The organism is Varibaculum prostatecancerukia, assembly GCF_943169825.2.
In the GTDB taxonomy this organism is placed as follows: domain Bacteria; phylum Actinomycetota; class Actinomycetes; order Actinomycetales; family Actinomycetaceae; genus Varibaculum; species Varibaculum prostatecancerukia.
Genome location: NZ_OW968402.1, coordinates 1,175,966 through 1,195,035, shown reverse-complemented (window position 1 = coordinate 1,195,035; position 19,070 = coordinate 1,175,966). Strand labels below are relative to the sequence as shown.

14 protein-coding genes are annotated in these 19,070 nt (G+C 50.1%); 5 read left to right on the top strand and 9 right to left on the bottom strand.

All coding sequences use genetic code 11. The annotated features are described in order from the left end of the window. The first annotated feature begins 81 nt into the window (after positions 1-81). From KO216_RS05115 to KO216_RS05105, 3 genes are read left to right on the top strand one after another with little or no spacing between them, the layout of a single operon-like run. Positions 82-417 (top strand): helix-turn-helix domain-containing protein, encoded by a 336-nt coding sequence (locus tag KO216_RS05115; RefSeq protein WP_215523212.1) that lies wholly within the window; start codon positions 82-84, stop codon positions 415-417. Beyond that, positions 414-1,163 carry an ImmA/IrrE family metallo-endopeptidase gene (locus KO216_RS05110; protein ID WP_215523211.1) on the top strand — a complete coding sequence of 250 codons (750 nt, stop codon included), beginning with the start codon at positions 414-416 and terminating at the stop codon, positions 1,161-1,163. Before KO216_RS05115 ends, KO216_RS05110 begins: the two co-directional genes overlap by 4 nt. Before the next feature lie 4 nt (positions 1,164-1,167). Next, positions 1,168-1,689: a hypothetical protein gene (locus KO216_RS05105; protein WP_215523210.1), complete on the top strand. Its 522-nt coding sequence runs from the start codon at positions 1,168-1,170 to the stop codon at positions 1,687-1,689. A 28-nt stretch (positions 1,690-1,717) separates the two neighbouring features. On the opposite strand, the gene KO216_RS05100 is transcribed toward KO216_RS05105, so the two are convergent. The 3 genes from KO216_RS05100 to KO216_RS05090 are packed head-to-tail and all read right to left on the bottom strand — an operon-like array spanning position 1,718 to position 7,915. Next, positions 1,718-2,908 carry an AAA family ATPase gene (locus tag KO216_RS05100; RefSeq protein ID WP_215523209.1) on the bottom strand — a complete coding sequence of 397 codons (1,191 nt, stop codon included), beginning with the start codon at positions 2,906-2,908 and terminating at the stop codon, positions 1,718-1,720. Positions 2,909-2,968: 60 nt separating this feature from the next. Then, on the bottom strand, positions 2,969-4,849 hold the full coding sequence (locus KO216_RS05095; protein WP_215523208.1) for a DUF2201 family putative metallopeptidase: 1,881 nt from the start codon (positions 4,847-4,849) through the stop codon (positions 2,969-2,971). A gap of 39 nt (positions 4,850-4,888) precedes the next feature. Continuing rightward, positions 4,889-7,915, bottom strand: coding sequence for a hypothetical protein (locus KO216_RS05090; RefSeq protein WP_215523207.1), 3,027 nt, complete (start codon positions 7,913-7,915; stop codon positions 4,889-4,891). Positions 7,916-8,160: 245 nt separating this feature from the next. Here KO216_RS05090 and KO216_RS05085 point away from each other — a divergent pair, with 245 nt between their 5' ends. Next, positions 8,161-8,373, top strand: a complete 213-nt coding sequence (locus KO216_RS05085) for a hypothetical protein (protein ID WP_215523206.1) — start codon at positions 8,161-8,163, stop codon at positions 8,371-8,373. A gap of 170 nt (positions 8,374-8,543) precedes the next feature. Here KO216_RS05085 and KO216_RS05080 read toward each other — a convergent pair whose 3' ends face one another. From KO216_RS05080 to KO216_RS05055, 6 genes are all read right to left on the bottom strand, one after another. Beyond that, positions 8,544-8,825: a type II toxin-antitoxin system YafQ family toxin gene (locus tag KO216_RS05080; RefSeq protein ID WP_215523205.1), complete on the bottom strand. Its 282-nt coding sequence runs from the start codon at positions 8,823-8,825 to the stop codon at positions 8,544-8,546. Continuing rightward, positions 8,822-9,097, bottom strand: coding sequence for a type II toxin-antitoxin system RelB/DinJ family antitoxin (locus KO216_RS05075; RefSeq protein WP_215523204.1), 276 nt, complete (start codon positions 9,095-9,097; stop codon positions 8,822-8,824). Before KO216_RS05075 ends, KO216_RS05080 begins: the two co-directional genes overlap by 4 nt. Positions 9,098-9,811: 714 nt before the next feature. After that, complete coding sequence (locus KO216_RS05070; protein WP_251452074.1) at positions 9,812-10,087, bottom strand: DUF3644 domain-containing protein; 276 nt, start codon at positions 10,085-10,087, stop codon at positions 9,812-9,814. Positions 10,088-10,108: 21 nt separating this feature from the next. After that, entirely contained in the window at positions 10,109-12,961 is a 2,853-nt protein-coding gene (locus tag KO216_RS05065) for an SNF2-related protein (RefSeq protein WP_215523201.1), read from the bottom strand. 11 nt (positions 12,962-12,972) lie between these two features. After that, positions 12,973-15,939 (bottom strand): restriction endonuclease, encoded by a 2,967-nt coding sequence (locus KO216_RS05060; RefSeq protein ID WP_215523200.1) that lies wholly within the window; start codon positions 15,937-15,939, stop codon positions 12,973-12,975. 15 nt (positions 15,940-15,954) lie between these two features. Further along, positions 15,955-17,868, bottom strand: coding sequence for a site-specific DNA-methyltransferase (locus KO216_RS05055; protein ID WP_215523199.1), 1,914 nt, complete (start codon positions 17,866-17,868; stop codon positions 15,955-15,957). 362 nt (positions 17,869-18,230) lie between these two features. Here KO216_RS05055 and KO216_RS05050 point away from each other — a divergent pair, with 362 nt between their 5' ends. Continuing rightward, positions 18,231-18,947, top strand: coding sequence for a hypothetical protein (locus KO216_RS05050; RefSeq protein WP_215523198.1), 717 nt, complete (start codon positions 18,231-18,233; stop codon positions 18,945-18,947). Positions 18,948-19,070 lie beyond the last annotated feature (123 nt).

Sequence of the window (19,070 nt, the reverse complement as noted above, 5' to 3'; positions counted from 1 at the left end):
AAATTGTGATTTTCGCAAGTTCAGCTTCCAATTGTGCAAATATTTGTTTATGCTGGAGTTAATCAAATGGAGGTGTCAAAAATGGAAACTACCATTGGGCGAAGGATTCGCCAAAGTTGCAAAGCCAAGAAAGTCAGCCAAAAGACGCTGGCGGAAAAAATGGGTTGGGATGAGTCGCAACTTAGCCGAGTGATTAACGATCAACGCAAGGTTAGCGCCGGCGAGATTGCTGAAATCGCAACCATCTTAGATATTTCGCTAGATTGGTTAATTACTGGCGATGACAAGTTTTGGGTACCCAGTGACGTTGCCGCCCGGCACGATCGGGATCCGGAAACCGGAGAATACCGGCAGAACCTGGATGACCTGGACGTTTTTCGTTCTATCGGCTTAGTTTATAAGCAGGCTTATCGATGAGCACTATAGAAGGGAAAACCCCGGCAGAAGTCTTGGAGATGCTGGGGGGAAAAATCGATATTGACTTCTCCAGTCAAGTTCAAGATCGTCTGGATGTTGACGTGGTGCAGATCGGCTTGAAGGCTAATGGCTCCTGTCTATGTCTAGGTTCTCGCCCGGTGATTGTGGCTCCCCGAACAGACAACTGGTTTAGGCAAGTTTTTGGGATCGCCCACGAACTTGGTCATATAGCACAGGGCACCATGATTAAGAATGATGATGAGATAAAAGAGCAGGAAGATGGGGCTAATCTCTTTGCTGCAGACTTGTTGATGCCGGAGGCGCAAATTCACAGTCTGGTAGAGGGCAAAGTCGAACCGGTCAAATTTGCCAGATTCATCTGGGATTGGGGGATATCAGTTCCGGCCTTGAGTACTCGCCTAGAAGACTTTAAGTTGCCGGTTCCAGAGTTTCTTTATCAGGATGGAAAAACGGTTTATACCCAAAACTTTTTAGGTGAACATCTCGAAGAGATTGGACTAACGTGGGCTGACTTGCAGCGCCGCGCCAGTTTGTCGGGCGCGCAAAGATTCCCAACCGAATTGTTGAATAATCTCTATGAACAGGTAATTAAGGGAAACGTACCCGTCGATACCTACAAATGGACTCTCGGTATTCAAATTACGGACAACCTGGTGGAAGAAGTTCCCGAAGAATCCGACAAAGATCTCTCGGCTGACGAGATCTTGAAACTTCTGGAGCTGTGACATCGTGTCTACATTACTTTTCCACGATACCTGCACCCTATTCAACCTAGCCCTGGTAGGTCTGCTTCCTAAGGTAAAAAAACTTTTTAAGCAAAACCTCTACGTGACACCCACAGTAAAGGACGAAATTAAACACCTCTGTTGTAAAAAAAAGAAACGCGATGATTTATATCTAGAGGTGAAAAAATTCTGGACTAAGGTTCAATGGCCTAATTCGGCTGAGCTGCTTCAAGCTCAAGCATATAAGAATGTTTTGGATACCCCCGGGCATTGCGATCACAATGAGAATCTGGGAGAAGCGGAGACCATAGCAATTATTGTCGGTAGTTTTGCGCGCAATGAACATAATCTATTTATAAGTGATGATGGACGCGCGCTTGCCCTTGCCAGGAAGCAGCCAGAGGTAACAGCTGCCTTCGGGACCAAGAAAATCCTGGAACTTTTGGAAAAAGCTGGCATCATTTCCCAACAAGAAAACGCTGATTATAGACGTCAACTTTGGGAAAAAGGAGAATTCATTCGTTAGTATTTACTACCTAACTCCGTACTTCCCTTTACGCGAGCTTTTTCTCCTTTAGATAGTCAAGGAACGGGGTTCCCATAAGTTTTTGCAGCACTTGTTCATGGATTTCAGCTTTCTCCAAAACGTCTCCGATACCATCGGTGAGATCCCTTTTGATCCGGGTCTTCATGAAGAGGGATTCTAGGAGTCCGCAGCAAACAGCTATCCCTTGCGGGCTCAGTCTCTTAGAAGCCGCCACATACACGTCACTAATTGCTAACAGGGTTTTCCCGAGATTCTCCGGTTTATCAGGAGTAAAACTAGATACTCCCGCCATAATCGCGTAAATCTGGTCTGGGGTCAGTTTGCCCCAGGCAACGGAACGCTCTGGGTCAGCGATGATTTCCGAGGGCGCCGGCAGCTTGTGGTTCAGGAAGTAACTGGAGAACGCGATATAGGGGCCCTCGCCGACTGTGGCCACGAAGTCCATCTTGATTCCCGGGGTTCTGAATCCGTCCTCGTACATGGCAACTTGACGCGCTAGGTTATCCCAAGAGCGCGGTGAGCACCATCCGCCCACAAATCCGGAGTCCACCTCGGGCATGTCATGAATCATTGCAGTGTTGCGAGTTAAGAAACCAGCGATAATCGCCCGGATATCTGCCTCAGCTGGATTTTTAAACCCTTTCCCGAAGTTGCTCGGGAAGTTACGTAAGAAAAACTCCTGATCAACATTTGCATAAAAGTGGACTAGGCGATTCGACATCGGCAGGGACAACTCGGTGCCGTCAAGGGTTTGTTCCATGGGATTAGAGGCCAGAATCATCCACACGTTATCTGGTAGGAAACGCCCTCCAGGGAGGCGCCGAGACTGGATAGCAGTCAATAGCGAGTTTTGTACCACCGGGGGAGTGGACAAGAACTCGTCAAACAGTAGAATCACGTTACCTTTATGTTTGCGTACGAACGCCAAGAAGTCAGGATCGGTGAAGCGGCTTTCCAAAACCCCGTCCTCGCCCTCTTGCGGTATCGGTAGCCCTGCAATATCGGTAGGTTCCATAGTGGAGCCAATCACCACGAACAGTTCCCTGCCTACCTCTTTTGCAAGCTGCTCGACCATTGCGGTTTTCCCGATCCCGGGATCCCCCCAAATAATAGGAACGTTCCCAGCCGTGCAGGTGATAGCAATTTTTTCAGCGAGAGCGCTGGAGTGAGCGGAAAGCATCTTTTTATTGGTGGTCATACTAAAACAACTCTTTCTTTTATCTATTTCTTTGGGGGTATTTGGATTTCTAATCGGGTTTTATGATTCTGCGGGTATCGGAATAACAGCTTTACTAAGCCATTCGGGAATATTGAATTGTTGGCAAACCTGCTGCGAGGAGGTAATCGAGGAAATATTGGTGTTAACCGCTAGAAGAATGGTTTCTGCTCGTTTCAAGCCCGCGGGTTCTTCTTGCAACCAGGGGGTTTCGCAGTCGGTAATCAATATAAAAATATTGGGGCGCAGCTTACCGCGAAGTTCGGAGGCCGCCTTTAAGGCTTTGCGCATATCGGTGCCTCCACCCGAAAACAAATACTGTGTAATGTTTTTGACGCGCGAGAAACTAACTAGCGAAGTCTTCCCGGATTGAATCACCTTAGCGGTATTATCTACTGCGTTTAGTTCTCCGGGTTGCACGTCAACAAAAAAGGCGTAGGCACTCCTAATCGTGTGCGAACGCAAAATACCGTCAATTTCTCCGGCCACGTGGTCGATGGTGTTCCCGCGAGACATCGATCCGGAAACGTCAATCCCGATCACGATATTGGGCTCAAATTTTGTGTCACCCTTAAAGGCTGGATAATAGGGCTTTCCCACTCCGCAGCTTTGTCTCCTACTGGGTTTTCTCCAGGTGTAATCGAAACGAGGGCGAGAATTGCCAATCTTGGTGCCCAATACCCGTGACAAGCGTCTTTTCCAAGGAACTATCGAGGGTGCTAACTGAGCTTCTGCCCATCCGATCAGTTCTCGGTGGGATTGTCCCCAGCGATAGTTGCTCTCAGCAAATTTTGTAATCTGTTCCGCCATTTCTCGAATGGCGATTACTTGTTCCATCGATCCTTCTTCAAAACCGGGATCTAGTTCTTGAGCAGCCTCAATAAGCTCTTTTGTCAGTTTGGATCTGCCGCAAGTTATCGGTTGGTTGCCACTGGACCCGCTGCCACCATTTCCGCCTTCACTGGGCTGGTCGTTGGGGCGTTTTTGGGGTTTGGAGCTGCTAGTTCCTTTTCCTGCGGAGGCACTTTCACCCTTGCCGTCACTATTCTTTTTATGGCTTTTGCCCTTACGCGGGGAGGCCTGATCGGTTTCGGAATCCTCCCCCTCTTGATCTTTGCCCTTTCCTGTCCCGGAATGATCCTCGGAGGGCGAGTCGCCTTCTTGATCGTCGCCCTGATCTTCCCCTTCACCGGATGCATCTTCTTCAGTTTTCTCTTTAGAATTGGACTGGTCTTTATCCTGATCGCCGTCCTTTTTTGAAGAATCCCCATCGCTATCCTGATCACTGTCCTTTTTTGAGGAATCCGCATCGCTATCCTGATCAGAATCGTCTCCTTTATCCGGGTTTTCTTCCTGCGGTGAACCCGGTTTCTTTTCCTTGTCTTTTTTCTTTCCCTTTTTGCTTTCTTCCTCTTCTTCCTCTTCTTTTTTGTCGCCTGATAGTGGTACGAGGGGATGCCACTCGCCGATCTTCTTTAAGTATTTTCGCCAGGTTAAATCCTCAGGAAGGTCAGAGAAGTCGCCTTTCCCGGGAAGTACTGCGGTTTTCCCCGTCCACCCTTCCTCAATATGGGGAATATGCTGGTTGACAACAAGATCCATGGCGATAGTGACCAGTCCCGGGTCATAGTGCGGGTCATAGAGATCGGAGAGCTCATTGTGTCTATAGGCCGCGTGCCAGGCTTCATGTTGCACCAGACGGCCCAAATCTTCCATGCCGATGTTTTCAGACTCCAGAAAATCGAAATCAATAAACACATGCCACTGGGCATCGGAAGCTAAAGTACCCAACCCGGGTACGCTTAAAGGTTTTAACCGCACCAATAGTGGCGCTAAATAGGGGGCATTGCTATAGCTGATGCAAGAGTAGAGAGCATCCATATATTGCATCCGCTGCTCTTCAGTTAATGCTCTGGGTTGCATATTTCTTACTGGGTTTCCTTCTTTTCGATCGGTCGCAATTTAGATCCATCTTTCGGGAACATCAGGTATTCCCCAAAAAGTTGTTCTCGCGGTATCAATAAATAATTTTGGTATGCCATATTCGTCTTCGATACTTTCCTGCCGCTGTAACGTTTTCCGTATTGCTTCCAGGGCAGCTTCTAAATCAAAGTTAGCGAGGTAAAGACAACCGTAGAACTGTGTCCACGAGCGGTAATAGTGACCCCACAGGCTGGGTTGATTATCTGCGGTTAGGGCTTGTGCCTCTGCCCAATTAGATCTGTACCATGAGCGGGCTTCAGGACTCTCGGTGGCGCGCAATTCTTTTAGAAAATCTAAGAAGTTTTCGCGGTCTTCAGCGTTTAGAGAAGCCAGGATTAAACGATGAAAACCCTGGTAAAACGCTTCATCGCGACCGAGCGAAATATCATCCATAGTTAGTTGGTTTATTCGCGGAGTCCAATGAGAATCTATTTCCCAGTTATACTCTTTATCCATGAAAATATTGTGAGGCTCTTCCTTACGCTGATAGGAACAGCTGCCCTGCTTGTGGGATATGGAGGTATCGTAGGCTTTCCCGTCATTTTTTTGATAGGTAACCTCCAGGATTTTGGAGGTGACTACCATTTTTATTAGTTGGCAGTGCCGAGGAACTAATACTAACGCTCTTTTCTTAGTGTCAAACCTGGCCAATACTCCTTTAGTGCGAGAGTATTCCACGGTAAAATTCTTGTAGGGTTTGACGGCTACCAGCGAGGCAGTACTCGATTCATCCTTGAAAACTTTACCTGCTACCAACTTGGAAGAGGAATAGTTATAAAACCGGATTTTTCCCGAGCGATCTCGCACATAGACCCAATGCATCTCTTTGGGGACAGTATCTACTAATCTATCGGGTCTATCTGGGCGTTTATTACTGGTTACGACTCTGGCAACCGGAGTAAAATCCGTGGCGGAGTCAATATCGATTGTCAGGTCAAGGCAGCTGGCACTGAGGTCGTCTTTTAGCAACAGCATTTTTCCGCTGGCATCAGGCACAATATGCAGCTCATCGCTGAAGGAGGGGCAGAACTTTAGACCTTTAGGTACCGCAATAGTTTCCCCGGATAACAGGTAGGGATCGCCTTTCGGGGTTACGTAGACTCCGTTCTCGCAGTAGATTCCTCCGGCTAGCCATTTACGATTAGGCGGGAGAGGGGAAAAATCCCCGGTTCCTAGATCAAGGAAGTAGCGGCAGTGGTTGTCGTCTTCCATTAGCAGGGTTTGTGCAAGGACGTTTAAAAACTTTATATTTTTAGCTTTAAGTTCTGGAGTGTCCAGGTAGCGCAGCATCCAGAGGTTCTGATTGGTGTCCACTACCCAACTTTTGGCGTAGTCCCTTGAATAATAGCGAGCATTTTCGGGGTCACTTCGGGTTACCCAGATGAACTGCACGCCGCTGATGCCTTTAAGTCCGGTTGAAAAATGATCTTGTAACCGGTTTAGATATTTTTCTTGCGCCATCGCGATAGGTAGGTCCCACGAATCCAAGGCATCGATAGTCAGCTTTTCACCTAGGGTGGATCCCTCGGTTATTCTATAGGATTTATATTTAGTTCTGCCTTCCTCTACCAGCATAGTTGTGCGAGCTAGATCGTTTCCGTTCAGTGGCAGGAGCCCCATAAACAGGTTTGCCTTTTTTTCGATGGTCTCATCTTGAAACTGACTCCAGCGATCCCAGATCTTTGCCACGGTGGGGATATCCTTATCGGCTAGGGAGGCTGCTCCGAAAATGGGGTGTAACAGTTGCTTGCCCATGAGTGGCCAGTTAGTAAGGCGATCAGCAATTGTTTTAGCCTTCTCTTTTGCTAGCGGCGAAGCAGCTTTTTTATCGCGTTTTTTGGGGTTGCCTGCTTGGCCTAATCCGCCTGGTTTAAGTTCATTGCCCGGGCAAGGGAGGAGTTTTTTTGAAATAGCGCCGTCGCTGCTCAAAGTGATTTCCAAAATCTGGGTTCGGATCTCGCCCTGGTAATCGTAAATAACGACCCGAAGCGTTTGGAGGAAGTCGTTATTGGCAATTCTCTTTACTTCGCTTAAGTGTCCGTTGCCTAGGGATTTTACTCTCCCTCCATAGCTGATCTCTAAATCACCGTTAACTTTTTCTGTTATCCGCACCGGTTGACCTTTGAACTGACCTTCGACTACGAAGGTGTTACCACCCGAAACTTTCTGCCATTTGCAGCGGTCTTTAAAGTAGGGATTATTGCGAGGAGCGACAACGGCATAGTAGGAATCCCCGGATTTGGTACGGGCTAAAACCAGTACCGGACGATGATCCTTTTCCTCTGACAAATCGAAACGATCGTCCCAGTAAGACAGGGTGGCCTCGTATCCGTTAGGGTGAGGAGTCAGGGCTGGGCGGCAGGAAAAATATTCTAAGGAATTTGGATTCAGTCCCGTCACGTTATCGAGAAAACTGTCAGTAACTTCGTCCTCGTCTTGGTGGGCGGCACGAAATCCGTCAGTGGTGGGAAAAACCAGTATTCCGTCTGGGTAGGGAAACAGGTCTAAAACAGTATCTGCAGGTTTTTTTAAGTTCCCGGCGAGAGGACGTCCCTCCCAGGTGACGTAGCGCCCTTCCGAGTCAATGCCTAGCTCAATCCCGATAGGGGTAATACCTGCAGGGATCAAAACCACATTGTCGCGGAGGTACAGCCGCTTACCTTCACGAAAAAATAGATAACGGTTCTCTGATCTAACCAGGTGTATATTGTCATGGTTCTTACGTGTCCATTTAGCTGGAGGATAAACCTGGTAACTGCGGATACTGTCTACTTTTGTGAATACTTCTTGGAAAGATTCTCCGGATTTTTGCGTCCAGAATGAATCATCTTCGCCGAGGAGGAAATTTTTCCAGTAGTCGGTTTCCCAGAAGCTTTTGGGGTGGGGAGTGGATTCCACGATGCAATTCACTACTTTCCTAACGGCGGCAACGGTTTCGGAGGACGGGGAGAGAACCCCCTGGTTGGCAAAAATATTGTTTACCACCATCTCGGAAAGCGATTTCATGCAGTCCCTCTTTCTACCTTTTATTACTTGCCGTCGTCGCTGATCTGCTCCGCTGCTATGCGTCGCTGTTCTGTGTCGCTGTCACCCTCTACTGTGGTCATCCCGGCAGGAATGGCCCCTGTGCGTGCCCGCCAGGTTTACCCGGTTTTGACTCCCGGTGTAGACGGCGTGCAGCCCCGCTATTCGATTATAGACACTCAATACTGTTTCCGAGGGCATACGCGAAACCCGGTAAACTAAAGACCATGTCTAAGCGCAAAAACACTATCGATGATTTTTTGATTTGGGCGGGGATTATCCTGGTGGCGATTTCGGCTATTTTGGACTTCTTTTTGATGTTTACTGCTAACTATCTTAGAAACATGTTGTTCACCCTTCCGATCTGGGCTTTAGGCTTTGCTTGTTTTGTGATAATCGGGAATCGGGAAAAGAATAAAAAGACCCGCAGCAAAAAATAAAACGATAGTGTGTCGGTGATTGCCTGCCGGAGAAGCATCCTTGCTTTTTATAGGGAGCTGGTGCCGTGTTCGGTATTGTTGCAGTGGTGAATCGTCTATAGGGCGCTGCCGCAAACGGAATCGCCGCAGGGGCTTCAGTCAATCTCAAACAGAAGTTGCCGGTTCGGCTCTTACATACCGAAGAGATCTGCGTGTGAGCCAGTTCGGTTTAAAAACAATATGAGGTCCTCGCCGTCTATCCGATAGATTAAGAGCCAATCTGGTTTTATATGGCATTCCCGAAATCCCTTGAAATTGCCTCCAAGGTCGTGATCTCGGTGTTTAGGGGCAAGAGGTTTCCTTTGGGCGAGACGTTTGATAACCGAGTTCAGTAGATCCAGATCCAAACCGCGTTTTTTCGCAAGTTTCAAATCCTTCCTGAAGCGGTTGGAAAGAACAATGTTTAGCCTCATGCAAAAACGTCTTTCATTGCTTCTTCGAAGCTGGTATAACGCGGGTACTTTTCGGGGTGCGCCTTCATTTCCTCGTATTCCTGCAAGGCAGCCAGGGTCTGGGCATTGGGAATGTCGCGCGATATTTGGAACGGGATTGCCTGATCTCGCACGGTTTGCCGCAAGAATATGGTGACCGCAGTAGTTAGATCCATGCCCAGGTCTTTAAGCAAAAGCTGCGCGGAGCGCTTGAGATCGGCGTCCAAATTAATGTTGGTACTAACTTTAGCCATCGTTGTCCCTCCTGTTCTTACATAAATACTAGAAATATTGGCATCAAAAATCAATGGTTATGTGCGTACTATATGCGTAATGCGCATATAGCTATTGCTTTTCGCGGTTTACACCTTGGATACGGAAACTTTGAAACTGGATGAGGACGCCTGGCGGTTGCTGCTAACTTACAGGCGCTGTTTTATTCTTGGGCGCCCGGCGGAGGTCTTGACGGATGTCAGCCTCGGTAGCTATTACCTACTTCTTTACCTAGGGGCTTCTATTGGCGCATCAGAGTATGCGCTGATTTACACCGGTCGATATGGCGGCTTGCGAATGGTTAGCGCGGCAGCGTAGGTGGTTGGGATTTCAAAGCCTTAGGTTTGAGCCCACTGAGGTAGCAGTTTCAGGCAGTGCCATTTTCGCTAGTTATCGTTCAGTCCATGTTCTCGGGTAGCAAGCACCCGTTAATCGCGCAATGGAATAAACCTAATTTACTTTCCTCAGATTCCTGGTTTAGAGCATTCTTAAGAATGGATTGATAATCCTGGAGAAGCGTTGAGACGCTTGCAACAAATAAATCGCAGCCTCCGTGCGGCACTAACTCGGATAAGCGCCAGACTCGCTATACGTTAGTAGCTAACATCCAGCCCACAAGAGGTATCTGAGCTTATAACGCGGTTGTGAGGGTGCTAGTTAAACTTCGGATGAGGAGCGTTTCGAAGCGATTCTTTCTAACAGTAGGTTGTGTCCATGTCTGCGATACGCTGCTCCAGTGATAAGGACCTGTAGTCCTCTCCGTGCTTCTTCTTGTAGAAGATATTTTTCTTGGCCTTACGGAGCGCAGTCTTGAGGGTCAGTTCCCAGGCGTTGACGACCAGGACGGTGACTAGCTGTTCTCGATATGTTGTCTGGGGTTTGTTGTAGACCTCGATCGCAGCGAGCATTGCGGCGCGTGAGTTGTCGCAGAGCTTTATGTGTGAGACGTATGGTCTAGCAATCAGTCGCATCTTTCTCAACGACACATATCGTCAGTTTACCTCCCAGGTGATGGTGAACAGTTCGCGGCGGTTCTCGGTGGCGTTGAGGGCGTCGCGGGCGTTGTCGAGATATTCCTCGGACTCGTTGCGGAGCCGGTTGCGTTCGGTGCGGTATTCATCTTCGGTGTCGTCGATCTTGCGTCGCCACTGTCTGGCTTCTTGCTTGAGCTTGAGCTCTTCGGTGGCGCTGGCGGCCTTGCGGGCGGCCTTCTTCGCAGTGGTCTCTTTGGCTTGGTATTCGCGGATTTTTGCGTCAAACTTCGCTTTGTGGTCGAGGCGTGCTGCTTCAATGAGTTCTTCTTGCTGGAGGAAGAACCCAGCGTTGCGATCCTCCACATCCTGCCCGAGCTCAGCAAGCTGAGCATTGAGGTCATCCTCGAACCCGGTGCTGTCGACTGGCTGGGCGATGATGGCGGTGCAGTTCAGGTCGAGAAGGTCTCGTATCTGCTCATGATCCATCGGGGTGCCGTCATCGAAAAATCCTGCGGTCAGCAGGTAGGACTCGCGCAGTTGTTGTTTGCCTGCCTTCATGGTGAAGGTAGCTTCCTCGATCCGCAACCGCCCGGACTTCTTCTTGAGCCGCTTAGCGACCGTCGTGGCGCGTTCGGAGCCTTTGATCTGAAACGTGAGGTGGGCCGGTGGAGTGTCGTGGTTTTTCGCATGCTCGATTACCCACGCACACAGGTCGCTGGTATACCGATACTGGTGTGCACCCTTGCGCGGTTCTGACTTAAAGTAGTAGTCCCCAATGGGGATGCCTACGAGTGGGGCTTCATGGAGGGTAAACTGGGTTCCCGAACTATTGAAGGTTGCCTTCCCTTCCAGCTCGTGATGCGTTACCTGAATTAGTAGTCGCTGGAATGCGTTGAGAACTACCCCGGTCTGGGCATCGTAATACTTGAGTTTGTCACGCACTTTCGGGTCAAGGTTGTCGAACACCTTAGCTCGCGTTTTTTTCATCTCACGGTTAATCTGCTTTGAATACCGCTCTTCGAGTTCCTTAAAAGCAGCATCGATCTCAGCGGCGGTCTTGCAGTTGTCCAAGATACCAGCGATCATCTTCTCAAAGTCCAGTCCGTCCTCAATCTGACCCAGCACCTCATCAGACGCACCGAACACCGATGTAAATAGTTGGAACTTTTCGGTGAGCAACTCTAGAATACGTTCTTCGGCTCGGTTCCCCTTGTTGGAGAAGTTTACGACGATGACGTTGTGCTTCTGCCCGAAGCGGTGCACACGTCCAATACGCTGTTCGATACGCTGCGGGTTCCAGGGCAGATCGTAGTTGACCAGCATGGAACAAAATTGCAGGTTGATACCCTCAGCGGCAGCCTCGGTGGCGATCATTATTCGACCCCGGTCACGGAATTCATCCACCAGAGCTTTACGCCTATCAGCAGCAGCAATACCGGTAACAAGGTCACCGTCCTTGTTTTCCTCTAGCCACTGGTTGTAGATGCGTTTGGCTTCGGGGCTGTCGTTACTGCCGTTGAACAGGATCAGTCCTTCACCCCATCCTGCTTCGCCCAGCGACCGGGCGAGGTAGTCCTGGGTGACGGTCGAGTCGGTGAAGATGATCGCCTTCTCGGGCGCACCGATTTCCCGCAGTTTATCAAAGCCTTGATCGAGGGCTTCGACGAGTTTCACGGCCTTCTGATTGACCGTGATCGACCGCGCCAACGCGGCGAATCCGCGTAATTCGTTGACCTCGTCGAGCATCTCCTGCCGGTCGGTGAAGTTTATTTGCGCGGGACTGGTGTCGGTATTGGCTTCGCTGGCTTCTCGTATCTCATCGGTTAAATCTGGGTCGTCCATGAGATTGCCCGCATCGTTACGCCTACGCCCAGCTGTCATTTCTATTTCGAGGCGGTTCGCGATCTTCTCTAACGTCGTGGCAACCGCGAAGGATGAGGAGCCAAGTCGTTTACGCAGGATCAGTGACGATAGGTGGCGTTGGGACTTAGCGAACGCGTGTAAGAACGGACGCTGCAAGTACTCGTTTATCCGATCATAAAGTTGAATCTCTGCAGGGCTGGGCGTAAATGCCACCGTGAGCGGTATTCGTTGAGTGAAGCGAATGTACTTATCCGCGTCCTTCCGCAGTGTACGTTTAGCAATCCATGAAACACGATCCACGAGATCATCATTCCCGGGGCCTTCTGGGTGGTTGAGGTACCGCTCCCTAAAGGAGTCCAAGGTGTGGAAGTAGTCGGGAGAGAACACGCTGACAAGGCCGTAAAGCTCCTCCAGGCGGTTTTGCAGCGGCGTTGCGGTCAGCATCACTGTTTTACCTGCGGCCTGACAGATGCGGGCAACGTTCCCTGCGATTTTTGCCTGTCCGGTCCAATTAGAGCGTAATCGATGTGCCTCATCGCATACCACCAAATCCCAGGGACGAATGAGCCTTTGAGTTTGAGAGTTTGCGAACTCATACGAGCAAATCAGGATTTCATCACACCCACCAGGACTGACGAGTTCATCAATGTTCGTTCTGTCCATCAATGTGGCAGGTAGCGCAAATTTTTCGCTCAGCTCTTGTTGCCACTGCTGACGCAGCGATGAAGGCGCGATAATGAGGATGCGGCGTTGACGTTGCGCCCAGTACTGGCTGATAACAATACCGGCCTCGATCGTCTTACCTAAACCTACCTCGTCCGCTAGAATTACCCCTTTTGTGAAGGGGGTCTGCAATGCGAACAGAGCCGCGTCTACCTGGTGAGGTTTGGGTTCTACCTGGGCATCAAATAGCAGACCCGCTAACCGCCCGACATGGTCAGAGGCATAGGAGCGATCAAGCTCGTGGGCATAGAACTTGGCCTGGTAGGCGTTTAAGTTTTGAAACACGCATTCATCTCCTATATTTCCCAACGATCAGGAGAACTGACAGCATAGTTCACGCCGATAGCCTCGAAGTGTTTTATCGCAGCGGTAATCTTTGCATTCTCGCTCGGACGACGTTTCATCGGATCCTGGTTGGACTTTGTCTCACGCACCAAATAGAGTCGATCCACGCCGTCCTCGAGCTTGATGATCGCCCAGTCCGGGTTGTAATCTCCGACCGGGGTGGGGATGCGGAACTTGTCGGGAAGCTTCATGAACAGCTTGATGTCTTCACGTCCGTCCAAATACTGGGCGAACTGTTTCTCCACCGCAGAGTCAAAGACTACATAGTCGAAGTCCGTTTTTTCCTTATTGCTTACCTTGTAAAGTTGATCAATGAAACGATCTTTCTCTTCGAGGCCGTCCGCTTGCAGTTCCCGCAGTTCGTAGATACTGCCACCGATGGGCTCATACTGGATCCCGTCGATGAGAGTGTGGGCGAGCTCGGTTTCGATGCACCCGGTGACCATCTTGATGTAGTCATTCGGGTTGGCCAGGAACTCACCAACCCGCTGCGATCCGAGCAGAATGTCGATGATCGTTTTACGGGTCAGCGACGTGGACTCTTGCAGCTGTAGCACGATGTCTGGCAGCGGGTAGGACTCTTTGAGCACCTCGTCACGAAACCCAAGCACCGAGCCCTTCGCGCCACCCCGGGTCAGCTCCACACCCGTGCGGGTGACCTGGATACGGATCGGATCAATACGCGGGGCTTCCTTGATCCGGGCCACGCACCGCTGTACCAAATCCGTACGGTCAAGACTCACCCGGTAGGTCGTGCGAGAAGTGATCTTCTCCCAAAACTCCTCGAACTCCGGTGTGGCATACACCTGCTTGTTCAGTGTCCGGACTCTCCGCTTGCGCTTGGGCTTGACGAGTGCTTCGATCTTGCACCGGTCAACTAGATCAATAACCTCAGCCTCATAGTCCGCGTACTGCTCCGACAAACCGACGGTGAAACCAAGCTGGTCAGGAACCCACGTGCCTTGGACCTCGCCTGCATCATTGATGTAGCCGCGCTTGCGCAAAACCTCCCAGATCTCTGTCGAACGACGCGTCCCCAGCCGGGATTCCTTACCGCCCTCAACCACGGGCAGTTCAGCAAACTCGGTCTTACGCACAAACCCGATCGAAACACCAGCGCGCTTGTACTCGTCTTGCAACGCGGAAGCGAACGCCGCATATGACTCGTTCGCCACCACCGTCAACTGTGCGGTTCCGGTGTCTTTGACGCGCTCGCCAGCTTGGTTGACCGGCAGGCGCAGCCCGCGCCCGATGGTCTGGCGGCGTTCAGTCTCGGTGGACATGTCTCGCAGGGTGCAGATCTGGAACACGTTGGGGTTATCCCAGCCTTCCCGTAGCGCGGAGTGGGAGAAGATGAACCGCGCCGGCTCATCCATACTCAGTAAGCGGGCCTTGTCCTTCATGATCAACTCATAGGCGTCATCGTCAGCCTTGGTCTTGCCCGAGGAGTCCTTGAACGTCACTTGCGCAGCCTTGCCCCTGCCGCGTTTCATCTGTGCGAAATACCCAGAACGTGCCTCAACTGGATTTGTCGGCAAGAATGCGTGGGAGGTAGAAATTTTATCCCGTTCTTCCTGATAGATAGTGTCGAACCAGGTAGCAAACTTACCGTTAGCGTCAAGATTGTTAATTCCTTCACCGAGGTAGGAGGCGACCTTGTCGATAAAGAACAGCGACAATACCTTGATTCCTTGGGAGTGTAATTGTTCTTCTTTGCGGATGTGCTCACGCACGGTTTCGCGAATCATCGCCTGGAAGACAGCGTCTTGGTTACCGCCGATTTCTTCCCCCACGCGCAGGTAGCCGTAGTTGGTCAACTCGATCTGTTCGGGCATCACACTGATCTCGTTGATCCGCCAATTGCCTTCATAGTCCGGGTTCCCACCGGAGAGTCTCTCCAAGTCATCACCCTGAGAGGCGCTGACCTTGCGCTTGGCATAAGAGCCATCCCTCTTACGGCAGTTCAACTCCAAGCTGGCCTTAAAACTTGGATCCCGCTTGACCTCGAGCAGCTTGACATAAGGTTTAGCCGCACTACCAAGCTCCTGAGCATCGGAGACCACAATTTTCTTCACCAGCTCGAGTCGGTGAGCATCGAGCGGATCAAGCCGGTAGACCATGTTACGGGTCGTGCGGTGCGTGGCCGAGTACCGCAACGTACACATAGGGTTCAGATCAGTCACAGCCGACTGAGCCAGCAACGACTCCATGTTCTGCGGCTCATCCATAATCACGACCGGGCGTGTGGCCTGCAAGAAATCCAGCGGGCGTAAGCCAGAGAGGTTATCGCGCTGCTGGTGAATGATGCGGGTGTTCTTATCGCCCCTAATCGAGTCAATCGTCATCACCAAGAACTGCAAAGACGTGGCCCTTGCAAAATTCCGCACGTCCTCAGCACGGTCACCGGAGTAAACGTTGTAGTCCATGTTGATCTGCGGGTACAGGTGGCTAAAATGTTCACTCATAAGCTCGATGCTGGTCTTCACGCCCTCCCGGATCGCCACCGACGGTACCAGGATGATGTACTTGTTGAACTTGTACTTCGTCGCCAGCTCGAACGCGGTACGCAGATACACGTAGGTCTTGCCGGTGCCGGTTTCCATCTCGATGTCGAACTGCAAACCATCGACCAGGCTCTCGTTGATCTCAAGACCATTCCTATCTTGCACGCGCTGCAGATTTTCCAAGATCGTGTCCTCGTCCAGGAGGAGGTTGTTACCATATGCACCGGTCTCCTCGAAGACGTCGAGAGCTCCCTGGCCACCAAAGTCCCGCAGGTCCAGTGACTGCTGGGGGGGAAAGTACTGCAAGCCGGTCAGGAGCTGGTCGGCATCGGCTGGTTGCCCATCAAATAGGTCAGTGACGGCAGCGATAGCACTGGTTTGATAGGGCTGTCGTGGATCAAACTGGAATTTCATCGAACGCTCGCCCTCCTACGCCGTCCACAGGTCAACATTATGAGTACGGCACTCTTGCACCAGATTCGTTTTCAACTCGTCATTGCTCTGAAAGGCATCCTCCAAGATCACCAAACGCTCCGGCTCCTGACTAACAAGCGCACGTAACTGATCCAGGGTCGGCTGAATATGTTCATCCAGATAAGCAATCACTAGGCCATCAGCGACGCTAAACACGGACAGACCTGCCACCTCAAGAGTCTCGATCTTCTCTGTAAGCGAGAATCCCAGTTTAAGGAGTACCTCGGTGAGTAGCGCCTCAAGATCAGCCGTATCCTCTGCAGACTCAGCCATGTCCGCAAAAAGGTCGACAAGTTCTGATTGAGACAAACCTGAGTCAGCTTTCCACTTCGTGAAATTTGTATCTGCAAGCTTATAAGCACGGAATCCAACATCAAGCGTTTCTGCTCTATACTCTAGCTTTTCCGCCTCATCCTTGAGGATATTTTCTCCTGCCAGGCGGATGCGCTGGCGAGCGAGCTCAGAAATCGTCTTGTACCCTTCGTTACGGGCTACAGAGTTGTCCGGTGTTGGTTCAGGGAGCTGTACGGAGATGCTCCGGCGGGTACCTCCATCCGCTGCATTTAGGGAACTGACGGCATGCGCTGTCGATCCCGAACCAGCGAAAAAGTCTAAAATTATCGCGTCTTTGTTACGGTTTTCCGTTACCGAATTAATCAGATAGCGCAGTAAGCTAGTTGGCTTCGGATGATTGAACACAGGGCTACCAAAAATGTTGCGGATTTCTGCATTCCCAGCAAGCACATCTCCAACCACATCCCTGGGAATCAGGGTCGTCGGCGCTAAGTTAGATGTGGCTATTTTCTTAGAGTACGGAACAAAACCTTCGCTTTTGATTACAATTTTGGTACCCGCGAGAACCTGCTGTTCCAGATATTCTTGCGACCAAATCATGCGTCCTGTTAGCCGAAAGTCTTTCATTGCGCACCCATCACGCACTTCGACTTCATCCTCAAGCGTGTACCCAGTAGATCGCTCGCCAGGACTGTATAATCCGTCGGGAAAACGGAACTCCACCCAATCTGGCGAGAACTTCAGAGTAGACGCCTTCATTGAATTCTTGGTCAATGATGGAAGTCCCTCCGTAGCCTTTTGAACACCGACCAAACCGGGTATAGATGGTTTTCTGCGGGCATAACAGAGAATATGCTGAGCATTTTCTCGTTCTACCCGAGAACTATTGTCGGGTCTGAAATTGCTTTCCCAAATGTAGTTTTCAATGAAATTTGCTTCACCAAATACCTCATCAAGGATAAGTCGCAGGTTAGCGACTTCATTGTCATCAATCGATATAAAGATGATTCCATCTTCGTCAAGCAGATTGCGCGCTAATCTTAACCGTGGATACATCATATTGAGCCAGTTTGAGTGGAATCGCCCAGCTGATTCGGAGTTTGTGGATAGTTTCCCACTATCATCAGTTTGTCCTGTTATTTCGAGGTACGCACCAATCGAGTCGGCATAGTTATCGCGGTATACAAAATCTTTTCCGGTGTTATATGGCGGGTCAATGTAGATCATCTTTATTTGCCCGTAATAATGTTTCTGTAGAATTTTCAGCACTTCGAGGTTGTCGCCCTCGATGAACACGTTCTGGGTGGAATCCCAGTTGACAGACCCCTCTTTGTCGGGCATGAGTGTTGCCGTCGTTGGTGTTTGTGCCGCTCTAATAGCGTTTGCCTTGCCTGGCCATGTCAGGCCGAACCGTTCGCGAGCATCATCAACGTCGACTCCGAGGATGGTTTTGAGCTTTTCGATGTCGACTTTCCCGTCCGCCACAACTTCAGGGAATAGCTCGGACAGTTTGTTCGCTGCTTCGGTTGTGAAGTCTGGTGTGGTCTCGGGGACTTTGTTGATCGTGTCTGTCATGGGGTGCTCCGTAGTCAAAATAAGTTATGGGTGCCTTTTATATGTGCAGATCTTCGGTTCTCATTGAAGTGTACTGGGTTTTCTTCCTAGGTGTGTCTACTTGCCTATATTCTCTGACGATTCTCGAGAGTTCCTGCAGTCTGCTTTTATCTCTTCTGGTGTGTGGTAGTCGAGAGCCTCGTGTACGCGGCGGTCGTTCCGCTATGTAACCCAGTCAGACATTGCAACCTCATCCCCAGGGCAAACCATAAAAGTACAACATAGGAAAACCTAGCGTAAGGAGACTCAGGTTTTTTAAGGAGAATTGTCAGAGTCTACAGGTAACATTACTGATAGGTAGTACGAAAGAAAGGTCGGGAACAATGGGGCAAGTCAGTAACTCCATGCCTGTTGCTATCTCTAAGTTGGGAGAGAATGTTGAAACATCTCGAGAACCACAGAATGCGCGGGCAATAGAATGGTTGCTTCAACAACCCGGAGGTCCAATAACGGTAGTTACACCAAAAAAAGATGTAAGCAGTGACGTTATAAAAGCTTTGCTGTCAAGACGCGGAGTAACTCACCTAACCTGGCGTGGCTTATCCACGCGTGCACTTGCAGGCAGAATTCTTTTCGCTTGGCCTGACCGGAAACGTCTTAATGACCTGTGGGGTCTTGAAGCTGACGCTTTAGCTGTAATTGAATGGAGTCCTCAAGAGTCTAAAGAGTGGATCGAAGCTAATAGACCCATCCTACTTCTCCACGATCAAGTTATTCCGTATAAGCCCGTTGAGCCAGAAGAATCCCCAGATGAACCTCTGCCCTACGACATAGGAAAAATTCTTGAAAATGTTGCTCGATGGGCGCAGGGCTATTCCAGTGGGCTTAAATGGAATGAAGAACACAAACTTAAGGCAGACATGATGAATAGGCCTGAGCGTTGGCTCTCTGTGTCGGTTGAGCAAGTAAGAGATAAATGCCGAGAGCTAGGAATGCGCCCCAATGATGTGGATACTATTGCTGGTTTTTTGCAACGTCGAAAAGATGGGCACCGTTTTCAAGTAAATAGCTCTTATCGAAATTTTTCCTTCAATTTTTAACCGTTGCAACGCATAGGAAAGTCAATAAACTCTAGATGTGCACAATGCGAAGCACAGTTCTAAAACCAGAAATAAAGTAATGATGTTTACGTCCCGCGGAAAAAATATCTACGTGGTAGCTGC